This is a genomic window from Flavobacterium sp. KH_035, assembly GCF_057839565.1.
In genome coordinates this window covers 2,531,834-2,547,469 of sequence record NZ_CM174492.1, presented here as the reverse complement: position 1 = coordinate 2,547,469, position 15,636 = coordinate 2,531,834, and the positions used below count along the sequence as shown (strand labels likewise).

Sequence of the window (15,636 nt, the reverse complement as noted above, 5' to 3'; positions counted from 1 at the left end):
ATTAAACCAGGGTTTGTTTTAGATATTCATTATTACAAACAACAAAAGCATCCTTCATTATTATTATTGCTGCATCAACTATATCATGAGTCGTAATTAATGGAGGAACTAGTCTAAGTACATTATTATAATGGCCACCTACTTCGAACAATAACCCTCTTTTAAAACATTCATTTCTGAATTTTACAAGATATTCTGAAAAAGGTTCTTTAGTGACTTTATCTTTTACAAACTCGACACCTATCATCATACCTCTTCCACGAACTTCTCCTATAAATGAATTATCCAATGCCAAACTATTTAATTGCTTTTTTAGATAAGCCCCAATTACTTTCGAATATTCTTCTATTTCATATTTTTCAATAAAATCAAATGCTCCTCTAGCAGCAGCTATACTTACCTGATTACCTCTAAATGTACCTATGTGCTCTGCTGTCTCCCATGCTTCAATTTCTCTTTTATATATTAACCCTGAAATTGGAAATCCAATTCCTCCAAAACCTTTAGAAAATGTTATAATATCAGGAATTGCTTTTGTATTCATGAATTCCAGAAAACTTCCTGTTCTGTAAAAACCACTTTGAATTTCATCAAAAATGACAATAACACCATACTTATTGGCTATTTTAACTATACGCTCTAAAAATCCGGACCTAGGGACAATATTTCCTCCTTCTCCTTGTATTGGTTCTAATATAATTGCCGCTGGAAGAGTTACCCCTGAATGTCCGTTTTCTAATATCCATTCAAAATGTGTTGCACAATCATAATCACAATTATTACTATTTTTACTAAAAGGGCATCTGTAGCAATAACTATAAGGAACAAAATGTACATTCGGAATCAGAGAGCTTATTTTTTTTCGAAAAAAAGTATCAGATGTAACTGCCAATGCCCCTGAAGTCATTCCATGATATCCTCCAGAAAAAGCAATAATACCATCACGTCCTGTTTTAATTTTTGCCAGCTTTATTGCAGCTTCCACTGCATCTGAACCAGTCGGTCCTCCAAAACTAACTTTATAATCTTCCCTTATTTCTGCTGGCAGACTATTTAATATTTTTTGAATTAAGAAAATTTTATTTTCGGTAGGAAAATCCAACGCATGAATCAACTCCTCTTGTTGTTCCTTAACATATTCTAATACAAAATCATTACTATGTCCTACATTTAGAACTCCACAACCTCCAAAAAAATCAATAAATTGATTTCCATCAACATCTTCTACAATACTACCTTTTGCACGTTTTAAAGCAATAGGCATTTTCTTTGGATATGAGACAACACTACCTTCAATATTCTTCTGTAATTCTAATAAAACTTTTGATTTATCTCCAGGTAACGAAGATGAAACAATTTTTGCACCTTGTGACAAATGATACTTTTTAAGCGATTCCATATATTGAATAGTTTTTTTAGTTACTAATTTAAAAGCATTAAAAATTGAATTCATTAACTTTAAGGGCTATTGAACTAATTTTAAATTGTAAATAATTAAGGGTTAATCTTTGAGTTTTAAAAAACATAAATCTTATATTAAATAGAATATAAAAAATACATTCTCAAGTAATGTTTAAAGGGAATATTACTTTATGTTTTCTGATACCAGAACTGACGGATTGAAACTAGTTTCTGTATCTAACATCTTTCCATAATTAAATTTTATCAATCGATCACAAAATTTATAGTAGGCGTCATCATGAGTTATTGCAATTACCGTTTTTCCTTTACTTTTTAATTCAGGAATTATACTTTCGTAAAAATATTTTCTGAAATCGGGATCTTGCTCTGCAGCCCACTCATCAAAAATAAAAATATCTTTGTCTTCCAATATAGAATATATTAAGGCTAATCTTTTCTTTTGCCCGCTGGATAAACTTTGAAATATTCTGTTATTAGCTACGTCCTGTCGAATGATTCCATTAAGTTTCATTCTTTCTAAAAGTTTGCTTAAATCATCATTTGAAGGAAGTAAATTAAAATCATCATAATTCTCTGAAAACAGATAGTCATCAGAAAAAATACAAGATATCATGTCTCTATAATCCGATCTGTTTTCCTTGTCAATAATTACATCATTATAAATTATCTCACCCGATTTAGGAAGATAAAGCCCTGATAATAAATTAATAAAAGTACTTTTTCCACTGCCGTTACCTCCAGAAATAAAAATAACTTCTCCTCTCGTAATTTTTAAATTGATTGGTTTTAACTCAAAACTAATTGACTCTTTATCATCAACATGGTAATAACTCATATTATTAATGTAAAGGTCTTTAAACTCCGGTAAAGAATTAGTAGCTATCGATTTCTGTAAAGAATCAGAATCTTTCAAATTACCTGCAACAATTTCATTGAACTGATTAACTCTTTCAAATGCAATTTTATAAGCTATAACATTTTTCATGAGATTTATAAAAATCGTTATTGGCCCCATTAAAAATAATAAAGCAACCATAAAACCCGAAATAACAATTTGATCAAGTTTAAAAATTAAAGGCAATACAAAAAGTATCGCGCCAATTATAATGTAAAAAGAGTATTGCCCTATTAAATCATTGCCAAATGCTGACAGCTCAGCCTTAATACTTAATTTTATGGCACTCTCACGGTTTTTGACAATGTGATTAAAAAAAATAGAATCACTTCTTTTAGTACTCATCTTGATCTTATTGAAGCCATGTAAAAAATCATTGTAATTTTCCATAAAGCTATCATCAAGATCTCTTTCTTTATTCATACTTTTTTGAATAGCTTCATTTCGATATACATAAATAAAGGCTAATACTATTATTAGAATTATAATCATTACTGCTCCTTTTGGATAAAGCCAAAACATATAACCTATACCAGCGATGATCATTATCAACGCATTAAAAAAAACAATAAAAACTTCTGGTAATGATTCCAATCTTCCTATATCTGACATTGCTGTTCTAACTCTTGCCTCTCCAATACGTAAATAAGCCTCATAATTTGATAATCGAAGTTTATTAATAATCTGAAGTGTCATTTCTTTACCAAAATTCAACGTTACCTTTATCATATATCTTTTAAAATAATAGGTAAGTACGAAAGAGGTTATAACTAAAACTAAGTAAATAAACCAGTCATAATCACTAAAAAAAGGTAATGGTGTACCTGCTACTTTATTACTAACCAACATCAGTAAGCTACTGCTCCACAAACCATTAATTACTGCAAACAATCCCAGCAATGGTAATGCTACATTCAATTTTAATTTTAATACTTTAAGAAAAGTTATTTTTTCCAACTTTAGAAATTTAAATAAATTAGATTTAGGGCTTATTATTTTAAGGTATCATAAAACAAGGTAGAATTCGGAAATTATACCGATTTAAACATTGATTCATAATATTATCTCAAAGATGCAACGAATGTATACTTTTAAACAATCTTTTCCTTACGGGAAACCGTAAAAAAGGAATACTTTTAATTATTTAACATTGATAAATATTGACTTTTTCTATACACTAGTTCCTTCTTTTACCATAAAAGTATCCCCACCAACGATTTAAACAAACAAAACTATATTAGCTGGGATTTAATCATCTACCGACTTAACTAACAAATCAACTTGACCAACTATTGCATTTTGTTTTCAAACATTATAAAATGCTTTAAAATAGTCTTGTAATTGTATCACAAATTATCGGTTTTTACATATAAAAAAAATATCTAAAACAATTTGTTCCAATAAAAATAAAATGGTTCTTTTACAAAAATATTTAGGATTTAATACTTTATTTGTAGACATTCGCAAACTATTTTTTAACAAAAAACATCATGGCTATTTGATTTGCCTAATGTTTAAAAAGCTTTTTTTTGATACAAGTCTTTTATAGTCAATTTGATTTACCACTATCATCGAATAGTTGGTCTAGTCTATTCCAATATTTACCATTAGACATTAAAAAAAAATGCATGAATTACCGCAGATGGCAAGATCAGCATGCATTCTTACTGGGAAGACTCCTACTTATGGAATCACTAGATAAAATTGGTCTAAAAAAAAATATGGTGTCTAACATTAAATACAATGAATACGGGAAACCTTTTTTGAATGATGAGATAGATTTTACTATCTCTCATTCTGGTAAATTTGTTGTTTGTGCTATTGCTCAAAAAATGAAGCTTGGCATTGATATTGAGTCAATTAAAAATATTGATTTTACTGATTATAAAAATATTATGTCAGATAAACAATGGCAAAAAATTGTAAGTTCTTCAAATCCAAAGATAGCATTCTATAGATTTTGGACCATGAGAGAAAGTGTAATGAAGGCGGAAGGAAAAGGCTTATCTATTCCTTTTTTAGATATCGAGATAATCAATAATCAAGTAATTTACGATAAAAATACATGGTATTTAACAGAATTAATTCTTCATGAAAATATATGTGCGTATCTTGCTACTACTGCAAAAAATCCAGCATTTAGTTTTTTCGAAGCTGATTTTACCTCTGGACTTAAGGAAATTAAAGTAGCGCAAAAGGAGGTTAATATAATAAAAAATTATATTACATAAGCAAAAGTTCATGAGATACATTTTTTAAAAAACATTAAACATCAAATGTCTGCCTACATTTTGCTTGGCGACAAAGGCTAATTGTCATAATCAATTCAATTATAATTATTTCAGAGCATTAGGATATCCTTAGAAATTCAAAAAAGGATTAATAAAAAACTATAAACTATACGTTTATAGTTTTAGAAAATCACGAAAAAGAATTGAAACACTATTTTCTCATTTGTTCAATCAATTTCTAATCAGAAGAAATTATCCAAACTTTTCAAAGTTTTAGCACCTGAATTTTGGCCAAAATTACAACATCAACATTGGTTCAATAAGTCAATAAATTTATATTTGACAGATCAATAAACAATATTAAGAATCAAAACTATTTAAGTACACCCAATGGGTTAATTCTTATAATTTATACAATCTAAATTTATCTTTTTTACTATATTTTGAAAAAGTAAAATGATAAAATCTGAAGTTTCATTTTAATAAATTTCGAACCTAAAAATTATGAATGACAATAGAAATAAAATTATCGCACTTCCTTTTGCTGGAGGTAACAGATACAGTTTTAATAGTATAGAGAAATACGTTCCAAAGAATTTAAATTGGGTTACATTAGAATCTCCAGGCCGTGGAAACCGATTCAGGGAAGATCTTTTAGTTACAGTTAATGAATTAGTTGACGACTTATTGAATCAAATCATTCCTCTTATCGAAAATAGTAATTATGTAATATATGGCCATAGTATGGGGACATTGTTAGGATATGAGCTTACAAAGAAAATTATTGAGAAAAAACTAAAACAACCTACATCTCTTTTTTTTACAGGAAGGGGAGCTCCAGGTTTTAGTCGATTTGACACTAAAAAATCATTATTACCTGAAACTATTTTCTGGAAAGAAGTTGAAAAAATAGGTGGTTTGCCACAAGAAATACTTCAATGCAAGGAACTTTTGGAACTATATTATCCGATAATGAAATCTGATTTTAAAGCTATTGAAGATTATGAATTTTTAGCCATGGAAAAGCCATTTTCAATTCCTATCCATGTTTGCATGGGCAAAGATGAAATTGGAATAGGTGAAGAAAAAACATCATTAACTGATATGAAAGCATGGCAGAATGAAACGTCACTTCCTTGCACGTTTGAATTGTTAGAGGGAGATCATTTTTTTATTTTTAAACATGCTGAAGCAATTGCAAAAAAAATATCTCGAACTGCTGTTACTATTGGATCTACTTATGCTTAATTAAATTTATTATCTTTAAATAGTTTTATTATTCATTTTACTTAGTTAAGATAATGATAACCTAATATATTTCTTAAAAGAATCTGTCTCAAAACTAAGATAGATTCTTTTAAGAAATATATCCGAATTGTTTCCTCCCCTACTTTAATTATTCAAATGCAATACTTGCAACGTTATTTACTACTTCATTTATTTCATTTAACTTGTCTGTGGGAATAAACATTCCGTTTGCCAAAAGAATTATTGTCAGTTTTTTGTTGGTGAATTTTCTAAAAGCTGTTGATATGCCTCCTGAAAATCCATATGATACTTCTCCGTTTATCTTTATCAAATCTAACCCATGAGTAAAGTCTCTCTTTATTTCATAATTAAACGGTGTCAATAACTGATTTTTTGTTGTTTTGTTGTTTTGTTTTTTTGTTTTTTTGTTTTTTTGCCTTTGTGTTTACTTCCCAAAATGAGCATAAAATAATAGTTAATAAGAATTGATTTCCTATGGAATACAATGGTTGTTTTGATTTTCCCTTTAAATGCAATTGATGTACCAAAACAACTTAACACAAAATAAAAAACTAAAAACCAATAAGTTATAAACTTATATTTGTTTTTTAACTTGCTAATACCTATCAAAATGATAAGCTCAACGATGCAAAATGAAAGGGATAATTCCTTTTAGATCAAAGCCAGTAGAAATTTAAAAAGAAGCTTTAAAAATCAAAAGCCTATAGACATCAGAGTTTAATGGCTTTTTTTCTCAGATTTAACTAAGGTTTTTTTTTATATTCTTACTACTTATGTTGCCCTTTCTGCCCTAATACAATATGATTTAACTTGAGAAATTCTTATTTTTTTTCTGCAATGGGAATCAATTTCCGGACGCTTCTATTAAGAATACTTCTTGTAGATTTTTTCTTAATCTCATAAGCTTTAGTGCATTTTTCAAGCTCAGTATACAATAACTGAAATTTATCATATAGAGCATCCAGTTCTTCCATAGCTTTTCGCGTTCTGGCATCTTCAGCCTCTTCAATTTTATTTTTATAAACAGTAGAAAGATGTTCGAATTTATGAAAAGCTGTCAGCAAGATCCGATGCTCTTTAGAATTTATTCCTTGCATAATAACATTACTATTTGACTAAAAATTAAAAAAATATTAAGGGTTAAAACGTAATAATGGATCCGAATCTGCATAGACTTTAGACAGCGTCAATAATCGTAATTCTGTAGCTTTCATTTTACCGGTATTTCCTGAGATGCTTCTCAATGCTGTACTTAACAGAATTTCTGAACGATTCCCTAAAGGAAAAACTTCTAATTCCTGAAGTTCATCTGTATAAATATTGGGATCTATTCCTTTAGAATAACCACCTTCATGTCTGGAATTAAACAGCTTATAAATAGACGGATATAGTACCCAGCCTTTACTTCCGGGAATTCGATCGTCTTCTATTGGAAATCCTGCCACATCTTTCCCAAAAGTTTTCCCGCCCAAAGCAATTACATTCATGTAAGGTTTAAGATTATTGATTATAAGCTCTGATGCAGATGCGGTGCGGCTTCCACACAATATATGTACTCTGTTTATTGACAGATGAACACCGCGCAAAGCATCAAAACTTATTTTTGCTTCATTACTTTTTAAGGCTTGCTCAAATGATTGATCGACATTCCCCCCGTTAGCATTTCCTTCAAACTTAATAAAAAGGTCAGTTGCTTTAATATTTGGAGCCAGGATAATACTTAGCGCGGTTGCAGATGCAATATCCCCTCCTCCATTATATCTTAAATCCAATACAAGTTCAGTAATCGATTTGTTTTTTAATTCCTGAAAGATTTGTAAAAATTGCTGCGCCTGACCGACATCAAAATGTGGAATTTCAATATAGCCAATCTTAGCATTTTTATCTGAAATAATTTGATATGGAATTGGCTGGGAAAAACTAAATCCCTGCAATACTGAAATTTCTTTTGGATTGGAAAAACCGGATTTCGAAGAAAATGAAATCATCTCCAGATTTAACTTTGCTGCACTTACCATATTTTTATACAATTGCTCGTAGTTTCCTGCGTTCAAAACTGTTCCATCGATTTTAGTGATCAGCTGCCCCCTTTGCAAACCATTGTTTTTGGCGGGAGAACCTGCCAATGTATATAATATTACGCCATAATATTTTCCTCCAAATTCGACAAAAGACACATCAAACCCAAAGCTCCGTCTAAGACTTTGTGGTGCAGTGTCGGGCAATGCAGGATGAATGGCATAAGAATAGGCATCCTCTTTTTGCAATAATTTTTTAAAATACTCCTTAGGATTTAAGGATAAATTACCCTCAGCCGGCATTGTTGTACTCCAACGATAATACTTTTTCATTTGAAGGTACATCCATTCATTTACATATTCATTAGAATCTTTATTGTAAATTATTGGTGCATCATCACTTTCACAGGAAAGGATTAAAAAAGAAAGTAAAAGAAAAATAAATATTCTACTATAATATAAGTATTTCATTTTTTAATTTTTAATTCCAAAAAAATATTGACTCTTAAATCCAGCCCGTTCGATCCTTAAAAAGTAAAGAAATCGGCTAAATTGATGACGCCTCCCACACCGGAGAACTTACCATTTACATCTTGTTCTTCTTCAAGAATAATTAGTTTTGATTTATTGTTTGTCATGGTCATCGTTACAATAACTTTTTGACCTGTGATATAAGATTCCTTTGTACCATGTTTTACAAGTTCCATTTTTATGGCTGCCGGCGTACTGAATGGAAATTCGATAAAATCACTTGGTGTATCTTTGCTGATATTTTTTACAATCCCTAAAACCTGACCATTGCTTTTTGTAATAATACCATCCAAAGCGCCTTTATAGGTACTACCTGAATATTTATTTAGTGATGGAAATATAAACTTAAAACCCGCATAACCGGTTTGGCTTAATATGCCTGGTTTTAAAAATGAAACATCATCTATCCATAAATTTTCTTTAGCGTAGAAATATAGAGAACTTACAGGAGTCTCGTTTGTAAAAAAGTAAGTTCCCAAGATCTGGCTTGTCTTTTTATTGGTGATTACCAACGTTTTTACCTCATCATTGAAAAAAACAAAATCATGCTCTTTTTCTATTTTTTTTACGAAAGCTGTATTGTTTTTTTCCTTTCCTATCTCAATCAATTTACCATTTACGGTCATTTGAATGGAATCGCTTAAAGCGTTATAACCGTGTATAACGATTTTACCAATTTCTCTTTTTCTCTGATCGTAATAAGGTGTTAGTTCATCATTAGCACAGGCGCCTAAAAGTGCGAGTACAACAGAAAGAAAAAATGCTTTTGCAATCTTATTTTTCATATACTATTTTTTAGTAAGGCAGTAATTTTAATACAGGAATAAAACCTACTGCCCTTTTTTACTTTTTAATAAATTTTATTGTTTGCGAATTTGTATCGTTGGTTACTAACAGAAAATAGAATCCCTGAGGTAAATCGGCTACAGAAATATTTTGATTATTAAAATTTACTTCCCTAACCAGATTGCCTGCTGCATTATAAATTTTCAATGCAGTTTTATTGTCTTTAAATTGTTCTGCCAATTGCAATTCTAAATTTTCTTTAACAGGGTTTTCTACAAGAAACGAACGGTTTTTATCCAATATATGATCCCCTATTCCTAAATTTCCTCCTGCTACAATTGAAACTTTATCTATTTCAAAGCCTATGAAATTCAGATTTTCGTCTGCTACATTTGATACTGCTAAGTATACTGCCGCTTCGCCGGCAAATTGAGAAATATCGACACTGTAGTCCTTAAATTCTGCTTCAAGTTCTGTTTGTCTTTGTAATTTAACGGTACTCAAAAGTGTAAATGTATCAGGATCTTTTGAAGTCGATCCGTATACTAACAGATCCTGATTAGTATCATAAATACTAGTTTGTGCATTTAGAACAAGCTGTAATTTTTTGCCGGAATGTTGTGATAAATTTATTGCTGGTGTAATAGCCCAGTTCTCAACTAAACGAACTACTGTGCTTAAATCATCCAGATTCATTAGGTAATTTCCTAAAATACTGTGTTCTCCATCTACTATCGCGCTTCCGCTTTCATCAAGGTTTATATTTTTTCTGGCAATCCAGTTTATTCCATCTTCATCCCTGTCCAATAATGTCCAGCCAGCTAAATCTGCATCATCAAAATTATCTTCCCAAACCGTAACCTGTGCTGATGAAACTGCAGAAATAAAAGCAAGTATAAATAAAAGTATAGTTTTTTTCATTTTTTTATGTATTAAAAACATGGGCAGAAATATTCTGCCCATGTAAAATTTTAATTAACCGATATTAAAAATTTGTAAACTTAGTCCATGTATTAGTCCAGGCAGCTTCTGTTTTAAATGCTCCTGTAGCTCCTCCAAGGTTTAACGCTCCATCATTAAAGAATGGTTGTGTTAAGGCCCATTTTGTAGCCGGGTTCACCGTAGAAATTGCAGTACCAATTCCTGTAAAAGTTGTTCCTACAGGTAATGCTACATTATCAAAACCGTGAATAGAAACTTTAGAGTAAGTTGAACCACCTGGCAATGAAGGAGACTCAAAATTAACTCCTCTGTTGTATCCTGTAACGGTAACATCAGTAAGGCTTATGTTACCTGCTCTGCGCACGTGAATAGCATTTTCGTATAAATCAGCTACTGTAGTTGAGCTTACACCAATAATTGATAATTGGTTGATTATCGGACGTGTGATCAATGCTGTAACTGTTCCTGTAGCATTGTTATCTAACTCAATACCATTAGAATCCGGATTTCCTCCGCTTAAACTATGTGTAGAATTACTATCCGCAATTGCAATAGCTTTTGTGATTGTTCCTGTATAACCAAGATCAAAGTCAAAATTATCATCGTCTGGTGCAAAAGATACTAAATGTCCTGCATTTACAGTTCCTCCAAAAAATTCAAATGAATCGTCTCTTCCGTAAGATACCTGAATGTGATCGATCACAGTACCAGAACCTACACCACCTAAAGTTAATCCGTTGATTTCAACTCCACTTGCAGCATCTAAAATACGTCCTGCAAATTCGATACGAACATAATTTAAGATTCCACCGTTATGAGCATTGTTTGAACCTCCATAATAAAAATCAGAAACAGTTGGCTGATCTCCTAATCCTTCGATTATGTTAGTAACTGAACCGTTATTTACCTGAGCATCACCTAAAATAACTACTCCTGCAAAATCTCCCGGAGTAGCTCCTGTTGCTGCGTTGCCATCTAATAAATTGTAACTTGTAAAAATAATTGGCGCTGTTTCAGTTCCCTGAGCATCTATCTTACCTGTTTTAGTAATTACAAGAACTCCTGAGGCAACTCCAGCTGCTAATGGTTTAGCTTTAATAAATGTACCTGGCTGTATGGTTAATGTAGCCCCTGATTTTACACGTACTACTCCTTCAATTTCCCAAACTTTATCACTAGTCCAAGTAGTGTTTGTTGTAATATCACCACTTACAGTTTGTACTGTTGCCGGATATCCTGTGTAATCAGCACCAGAAGCTTTCATTGAAAAAGAAGAATCAGCAGATGAATCATCATTTTGGCAAGAGCCCAGAGCCAGAGCTACCATTGCACATAGAAAAATTTTTTTCATAATAATTTTATTAATGCTATATTTGCTGCTATTACAAATTAGGCCTTTGGAGAGAGCAGCAAAATATCTTTCCTTAGGTCTTTCTCTTTTTTTGGTAAAGATTTTTTTCAATAAACGATCCCGCTTTACCATCGAGGTTTATACCTATAATTCCGTCTTTTTACTCATAGGTTTTTTTTAACGCAGTAAAAGGTTTGCTTTCCATTCTTTTAAAATCTTATCTTATAAAGAAGAACTTTGTATTTTTAAAAGAACATCTTAAAGTTCATTTTTACATTTTTGATTAATGCACTAAACAAAAAAGAAATCTGAGACTTACAACTACATACATTAGCTTTTGAAAAACCAAAATATCATGTCTTTTTTTATTGTTAACGGTTTCTTAATACATCCCGCTATATCGGTTAAACTTGAAGTAAAAGAGCCGCTAAAAACCTACCGCCTGAACACGAATTACACTAATTTGCACAAATTTTAATAGGCTAACCTTCGTTGTGAAATTAATTCCACAAACAAATTGGAAGCAATTCATGGTACTTTTTATACTTGTATGCGCACGATAACTAATTATAGCCCATTTTTATAGCTGTAATTGATGTTTCGATGATTGGAACGCCAAAATTTTTAACACATAGAAACATAGATTTGTATTATTAAGAGAGGATACAAAAAGAAATATATTTCTTTTACAGAGTTTGGATATGTGTATCTAGACAAAGTGAAACACCTTTTTGTAGATGCAGCACCTATGTTACTATGTGTTAAAATGAATTGTACAAACAAATTAGTGACAATTCGTGTTATTTTTTATACTTGTATCTACACGATAGCTCTAAAAACCCATTTTAAAATGAATAATTGATTGATACACTTATTGTTCTTCCGTTTTTAGCTTTAAATACTTCTCTGTCGATATCCTGATCAAATTTTGTAGTAGCACCGGCCCCCAGACTGAATCTCGCTCTTGGATTTGTTCCTTCAGGAACATTTTCAATTTTACTGTAACTGTTGGCGTTGTTATAGGTTTCTATACCGGCATCAAACATGTTTTTCATACTGCATTTTAGTTCCAGGTTTCTTTCTTTAAAAAATTTATAACTCACCTGAGCATCTGTTACCGCATAAGGTTTGCGGATTTCCTCAGCGAAATACTCAAAGCCTACCAGTATATACTGATCTCCAATTGCATTATGCCTAAGACTAAACCCTAAACGTTCCCCTACATAATCTAAACCTAAATTATAGGTGTAAGGTGATTGGCCGTAAAGCGGTCTATTGGCTTCATAAAGTCCGCCTGTTCCATCTAAATTTACGTACGATGTCACTTTTGTATCGTTTATGGAAGCATTCCCATAAACAAATAAATCTTTTAAAATATCGCCATCACCTAAAAAAGAAAGACTTTTGTAAAACTCTAATTCTACCCCCCAAAGTTTGGCATTATTTGAATTGATATTATAGATATCCCTAACTCCTGACGGATTCAAATAACCAACAGCTTCAATCGGATCATCGATCTTTTTATGGTATACTCCAAAAGATAAAATCTCACCGCCTGAAGGAAACCATTCGAATTTTAAATCATAATTATTGGCAATACTGGAAACTAATCCTCCTGTATAGTTATAAATTTTAGCAGAACGGATTGGGTCGTAATACGGAATTGTCAAACGCTCGGCAAATTGAGGCCTTAAAACCGATTTATTATAACCCAATCTTACATTCGTTTTATTTGTGGGACTAATAATTAAACTTGCTGATGGCAGAAATTGCCAAACTTTATCATCGCCCTCAACTTCAGAAAATCCGTCCGGAGTTTCAAACTGGCTCTCAATTTGTGTATAAACATAACTTTCGGCTCTTACTCCCCAAACCAATCTTGCAAAGCGGCTTATTTTATCATCGAGCATTAAAAATGGGGAATGTATTTTTACATCTCCAACATATTTATTGCCATAAATTCCAAAATTCTGCCACCCAAAACCACCGTAATAATAATTGGATCCGTCTAAAAATTTTGTCAGAGGTTCATAAATATTTGCTCTGTCAGAGGTTTGTCCCACGGTAACTAATTTTGCTGATTCCTGTTGATTGGTTGCTTTTTTATAGGTTCCAAAATAACCTGCCTTTATATCGTTTGTAAAAGAATCATTAAAGTCAAAAGAGTATTTGAAATTAATAGCAGCATTATAATTAAGCTCGTCATTGGTAAAATTACTTCTGCTAAACGGCAATCTTGTTCCTTCATTATAAACAGTGTAATATAACAATTCATCATCACCGACTTTTTTCTTCATGATTTCTAAAAATGTCGCATCTTTGGTATCTTTAGTTACGTTTCCGTAAGCACCATACCAATTGATTTCCAGTTTGTTGAATTTGTGACTTCCTTCAATTTTATTCTGAATAAAAGTCGTGTAAACCGGATAATTAGATTCATCTACAGAACCCAAATCCGTACCACCTAAGATATCCGCAGTCTCCTGAGCATTATCCCAACCAGAAATTTGGTTCAATTGATTGTTGTAAATGTGCATTACCGTATTACGGCTGGTAATTTTATGATTGCCCAATTGTATCGCCGCATTGAACATTCCGCCTAAAGTGGAATTGTAGTTGTAATTTGCTCCTGAATTCTTGAACCCATATTTTGTAAAAGTGGAATAGGGTGTCTTTTTTGTTTCCGCTAAAAACTGTGAATTACTTTTGTAATTCCCTCTTTCTGTATGTTCAATAGCTAATTTTTCCTGTGTATTCTTAAAGATCAACGAACCAACAAATCCCCACTTGTTATCGTCCTTCAATTTATAATTTCGTCCAATACCAAATTGAAGCGTTGTTCCCGGGGCGCCATAGGTTTTATAAGTACTAAAATTATCCTGCGTAAATTGTTTCGAATGCTCGATAAAAGGTCCTGACTCTGCTTCGTTTGTAGGTTTTTCTAATCCCTTAATATTGTGGGGATAATCGCGTCTTCCATCATCAAAACCCAAATAATCATGATCCCCTTCTTTTTTGGTTAGTCTTTCTTTAAAAGTACTTTCACTATTATAAGAAGTCCCGATAGAGAAATTGGTGAAGTTTTCCTTTGGAATATCCATGGTTTTTACCTCTACATATCCTCCGGCAAAATTGGCATACATATCGGGAGTTGCAGATTTACTTACGACAATACTTTCAACGATGGCAGTCGGAATTATATCAAAAGAAAAGTTTTGCTGATAAGCATCTGTACTTGGCAGCGTGATCCCATCCATGACAGCCTGATTCCATCGTTCTGCCATAGAACGCACCACCACGTATTTATCCCCCACCGTTGTTACCCCTGTTATACGCTTTAGCGCACTTCCCACATCTTTGTCCGGAGTTCTTGCAATTTGTTCTGAGGAAATTCCGTCAGAGAATTGAGCTGCTTTTTTTTGCTGTAAAAGCATTCCCTGAACCGATGCTGTTGCCTTTTTATAGTCTTGGATGATAATTACTTCGTTAAGCGATTGTGCATCTTCTTTCAGAGAAACTACTAAAGGAGTTTCCGACCCTTCACTTACTTTAACTCCGGTGATTCTTTGCGTTTGAAACGATATAATACTAATCTCAATCGTATATTCGCCTGGTTCCAATTCTAAAATATAGTTACCATCTATGTCTGATTGTGTTCCTAAACCCATTCCGGTAACATTAATATTGGCACCGGGTAATGAAAGTCCGTTGACATCTACTACTTTACCTGTGATTTTTCCTTTCTTTTTTTTAGCCGATTCTTTACTGTTTACGGCTATATTATTTTCATTTCTTCTGAAATTTAAGTTTGTCAGATTTTGCAAATCACTTAAAATTTCATCTATTGAAACATTTTCTTTTTTAAGTGTAATAAGAGGTAAACTTAAATCGAGGTCCTTTTGATATACAAATTGATAAGGTGTTCGGGATTTTAAGTTATCGATAACTTTTTGAGGTGATGAATTTTTAAAATCAACCGATACTGTTCCGGTTTGTGCGTAAATTGTGTTTATTCCGAGAAAAAATCCAAAAAATAAAATCCAAAAGGCAAATTGCCTGGAAATGCAATTGTTCATAATTGATGATTGTTAGTTTATGTAATTAATTTAATTTGTGTTTTAGGGTAATGTTGCTGCAGGAATTCAGCAGGCGTCCTGTCGCTAAAAATGTAAGTTTGGAAGACTTGTTTGA

At 31.9% G+C, this 15,636-nt stretch carries 11 protein-coding genes and 1 pseudogene; 3 read left to right on the top strand and 9 right to left on the bottom strand.

Going from position 1 to position 15,636, the window contains the following annotated elements:
• Position 1: 1 nt before the first annotated feature.
• Complete coding sequence (locus AC3IS6_RS10680; protein WP_489164859.1) at positions 2-1,453, bottom strand: aspartate aminotransferase family protein; 1,452 nt, start codon at positions 1,451-1,453, stop codon at positions 2-4.
• 132 nt (positions 1,454-1,585) lie between these two features.
• Positions 1,586-3,274 carry a cyclic peptide export ABC transporter gene (locus AC3IS6_RS10675; protein WP_489164858.1) on the bottom strand — a complete coding sequence of 563 codons (1,689 nt, stop codon included), beginning with the start codon at positions 3,272-3,274 and terminating at the stop codon, positions 1,586-1,588.
• 572 nt (positions 3,275-3,846) lie between these two features.
• Between AC3IS6_RS10675 and AC3IS6_RS10670 the strand changes: the two genes are divergently transcribed.
• The 3 genes and pseudogenes from AC3IS6_RS10670 (at position 3,847) to AC3IS6_RS10660 (ending at position 5,796) form a co-directional block, all read left to right on the top strand.
• Positions 3,847-4,548: a 4'-phosphopantetheinyl transferase family protein gene (locus AC3IS6_RS10670; RefSeq protein WP_489164856.1), complete on the top strand. Its 702-nt coding sequence runs from the start codon at positions 3,847-3,849 to the stop codon at positions 4,546-4,548.
• Positions 4,549-4,871, top strand: a pseudogene (locus AC3IS6_RS10665) (transposase family protein); the annotation flags it as partial.
• A 181-nt stretch (positions 4,872-5,052) separates the two neighbouring features.
• Entirely contained in the window at positions 5,053-5,796 is a 744-nt protein-coding gene (locus AC3IS6_RS10660) for a thioesterase II family protein (RefSeq protein WP_489164855.1), read from the top strand.
• A gap of 148 nt (positions 5,797-5,944) precedes the next feature.
• Here the strand turns inward: AC3IS6_RS10660 and AC3IS6_RS10655 are convergent, their stop codons facing one another.
• From AC3IS6_RS10655 to AC3IS6_RS10625, 7 genes are all read right to left on the bottom strand, one after another.
• The gene (locus AC3IS6_RS10655) at positions 5,945-6,178 is read right to left on the bottom strand and encodes a hypothetical protein (RefSeq protein ID WP_489164854.1); all 234 of its coding nucleotides are present in this window, start codon (positions 6,176-6,178) and stop codon (positions 5,945-5,947) included.
• A gap of 460 nt (positions 6,179-6,638) precedes the next feature.
• Positions 6,639-6,914: a hypothetical protein gene (locus tag AC3IS6_RS10650; protein ID WP_489164852.1), complete on the bottom strand. Its 276-nt coding sequence runs from the start codon at positions 6,912-6,914 to the stop codon at positions 6,639-6,641.
• A 36-nt stretch (positions 6,915-6,950) separates the two neighbouring features.
• A complete protein-coding gene (locus AC3IS6_RS10645) occupies positions 6,951-8,306 on the bottom strand; it encodes a S41 family peptidase (RefSeq protein WP_489164850.1) in 1,356 nt (451 codons plus the stop codon).
• Between the two features lie 56 nt (positions 8,307-8,362).
• Entirely contained in the window at positions 8,363-9,151 is a 789-nt protein-coding gene (locus AC3IS6_RS10640) for a hypothetical protein (RefSeq protein ID WP_489164848.1), read from the bottom strand.
• 58 nt (positions 9,152-9,209) lie between these two features.
• Positions 9,210-10,073, bottom strand: a complete 864-nt coding sequence (locus tag AC3IS6_RS10635; RefSeq protein ID WP_489164846.1) for a T9SS type A sorting domain-containing protein — start codon at positions 10,071-10,073, stop codon at positions 9,210-9,212.
• 64 nt (positions 10,074-10,137) lie between these two features.
• Complete coding sequence (locus AC3IS6_RS10630) at positions 10,138-11,445, bottom strand: hypothetical protein (protein ID WP_489164844.1); 1,308 nt, start codon at positions 11,443-11,445, stop codon at positions 10,138-10,140.
• 845 nt (positions 11,446-12,290) lie between these two features.
• The gene (locus AC3IS6_RS10625; protein ID WP_489164843.1) at positions 12,291-15,521 is read right to left on the bottom strand and encodes a TonB-dependent receptor domain-containing protein; all 3,231 of its coding nucleotides are present in this window, start codon (positions 15,519-15,521) and stop codon (positions 12,291-12,293) included.
• Positions 15,522-15,636 lie beyond the last annotated feature (115 nt).

Coding starts and splice junctions, on each gene's coding strand:
- AC3IS6_RS10650 (WP_489164852.1), bottom strand. CDS start 6,914: ATGCAAGGAATAAATTCTAAAGAGCATCGGATCTTGCTGACAGCTTTT.
- AC3IS6_RS10640 (WP_489164848.1), bottom strand. CDS start 9,151: ATGAAAAATAAGATTGCAAAAGCATTTTTTCTTTCTGTTGTACTCGCA.
- AC3IS6_RS10625 (WP_489164843.1), bottom strand. CDS start 15,521: ATGAACAATTGCATTTCCAGGCAATTTGCCTTTTGGATTTTATTTTTT.
- AC3IS6_RS10635 (WP_489164846.1), bottom strand. CDS start 10,073: ATGAAAAAAACTATACTTTTATTTATACTTGCTTTTATTTCTGCAGTT.
- AC3IS6_RS10630 (WP_489164844.1), bottom strand. CDS start 11,445: ATGAAAAAAATTTTTCTATGTGCAATGGTAGCTCTGGCTCTGGGCTCT.
- AC3IS6_RS10660 (WP_489164855.1), top strand. CDS start 5,053: ATGAATGACAATAGAAATAAAATTATCGCACTTCCTTTTGCTGGAGGT.
- AC3IS6_RS10645 (WP_489164850.1), bottom strand. CDS start 8,306: ATGAAATACTTATATTATAGTAGAATATTTATTTTTCTTTTACTTTCT.
- AC3IS6_RS10680 (WP_489164859.1), bottom strand. CDS start 1,453: ATGAATTCAATTTTTAATGCTTTTAAATTAGTAACTAAAAAAACTATT.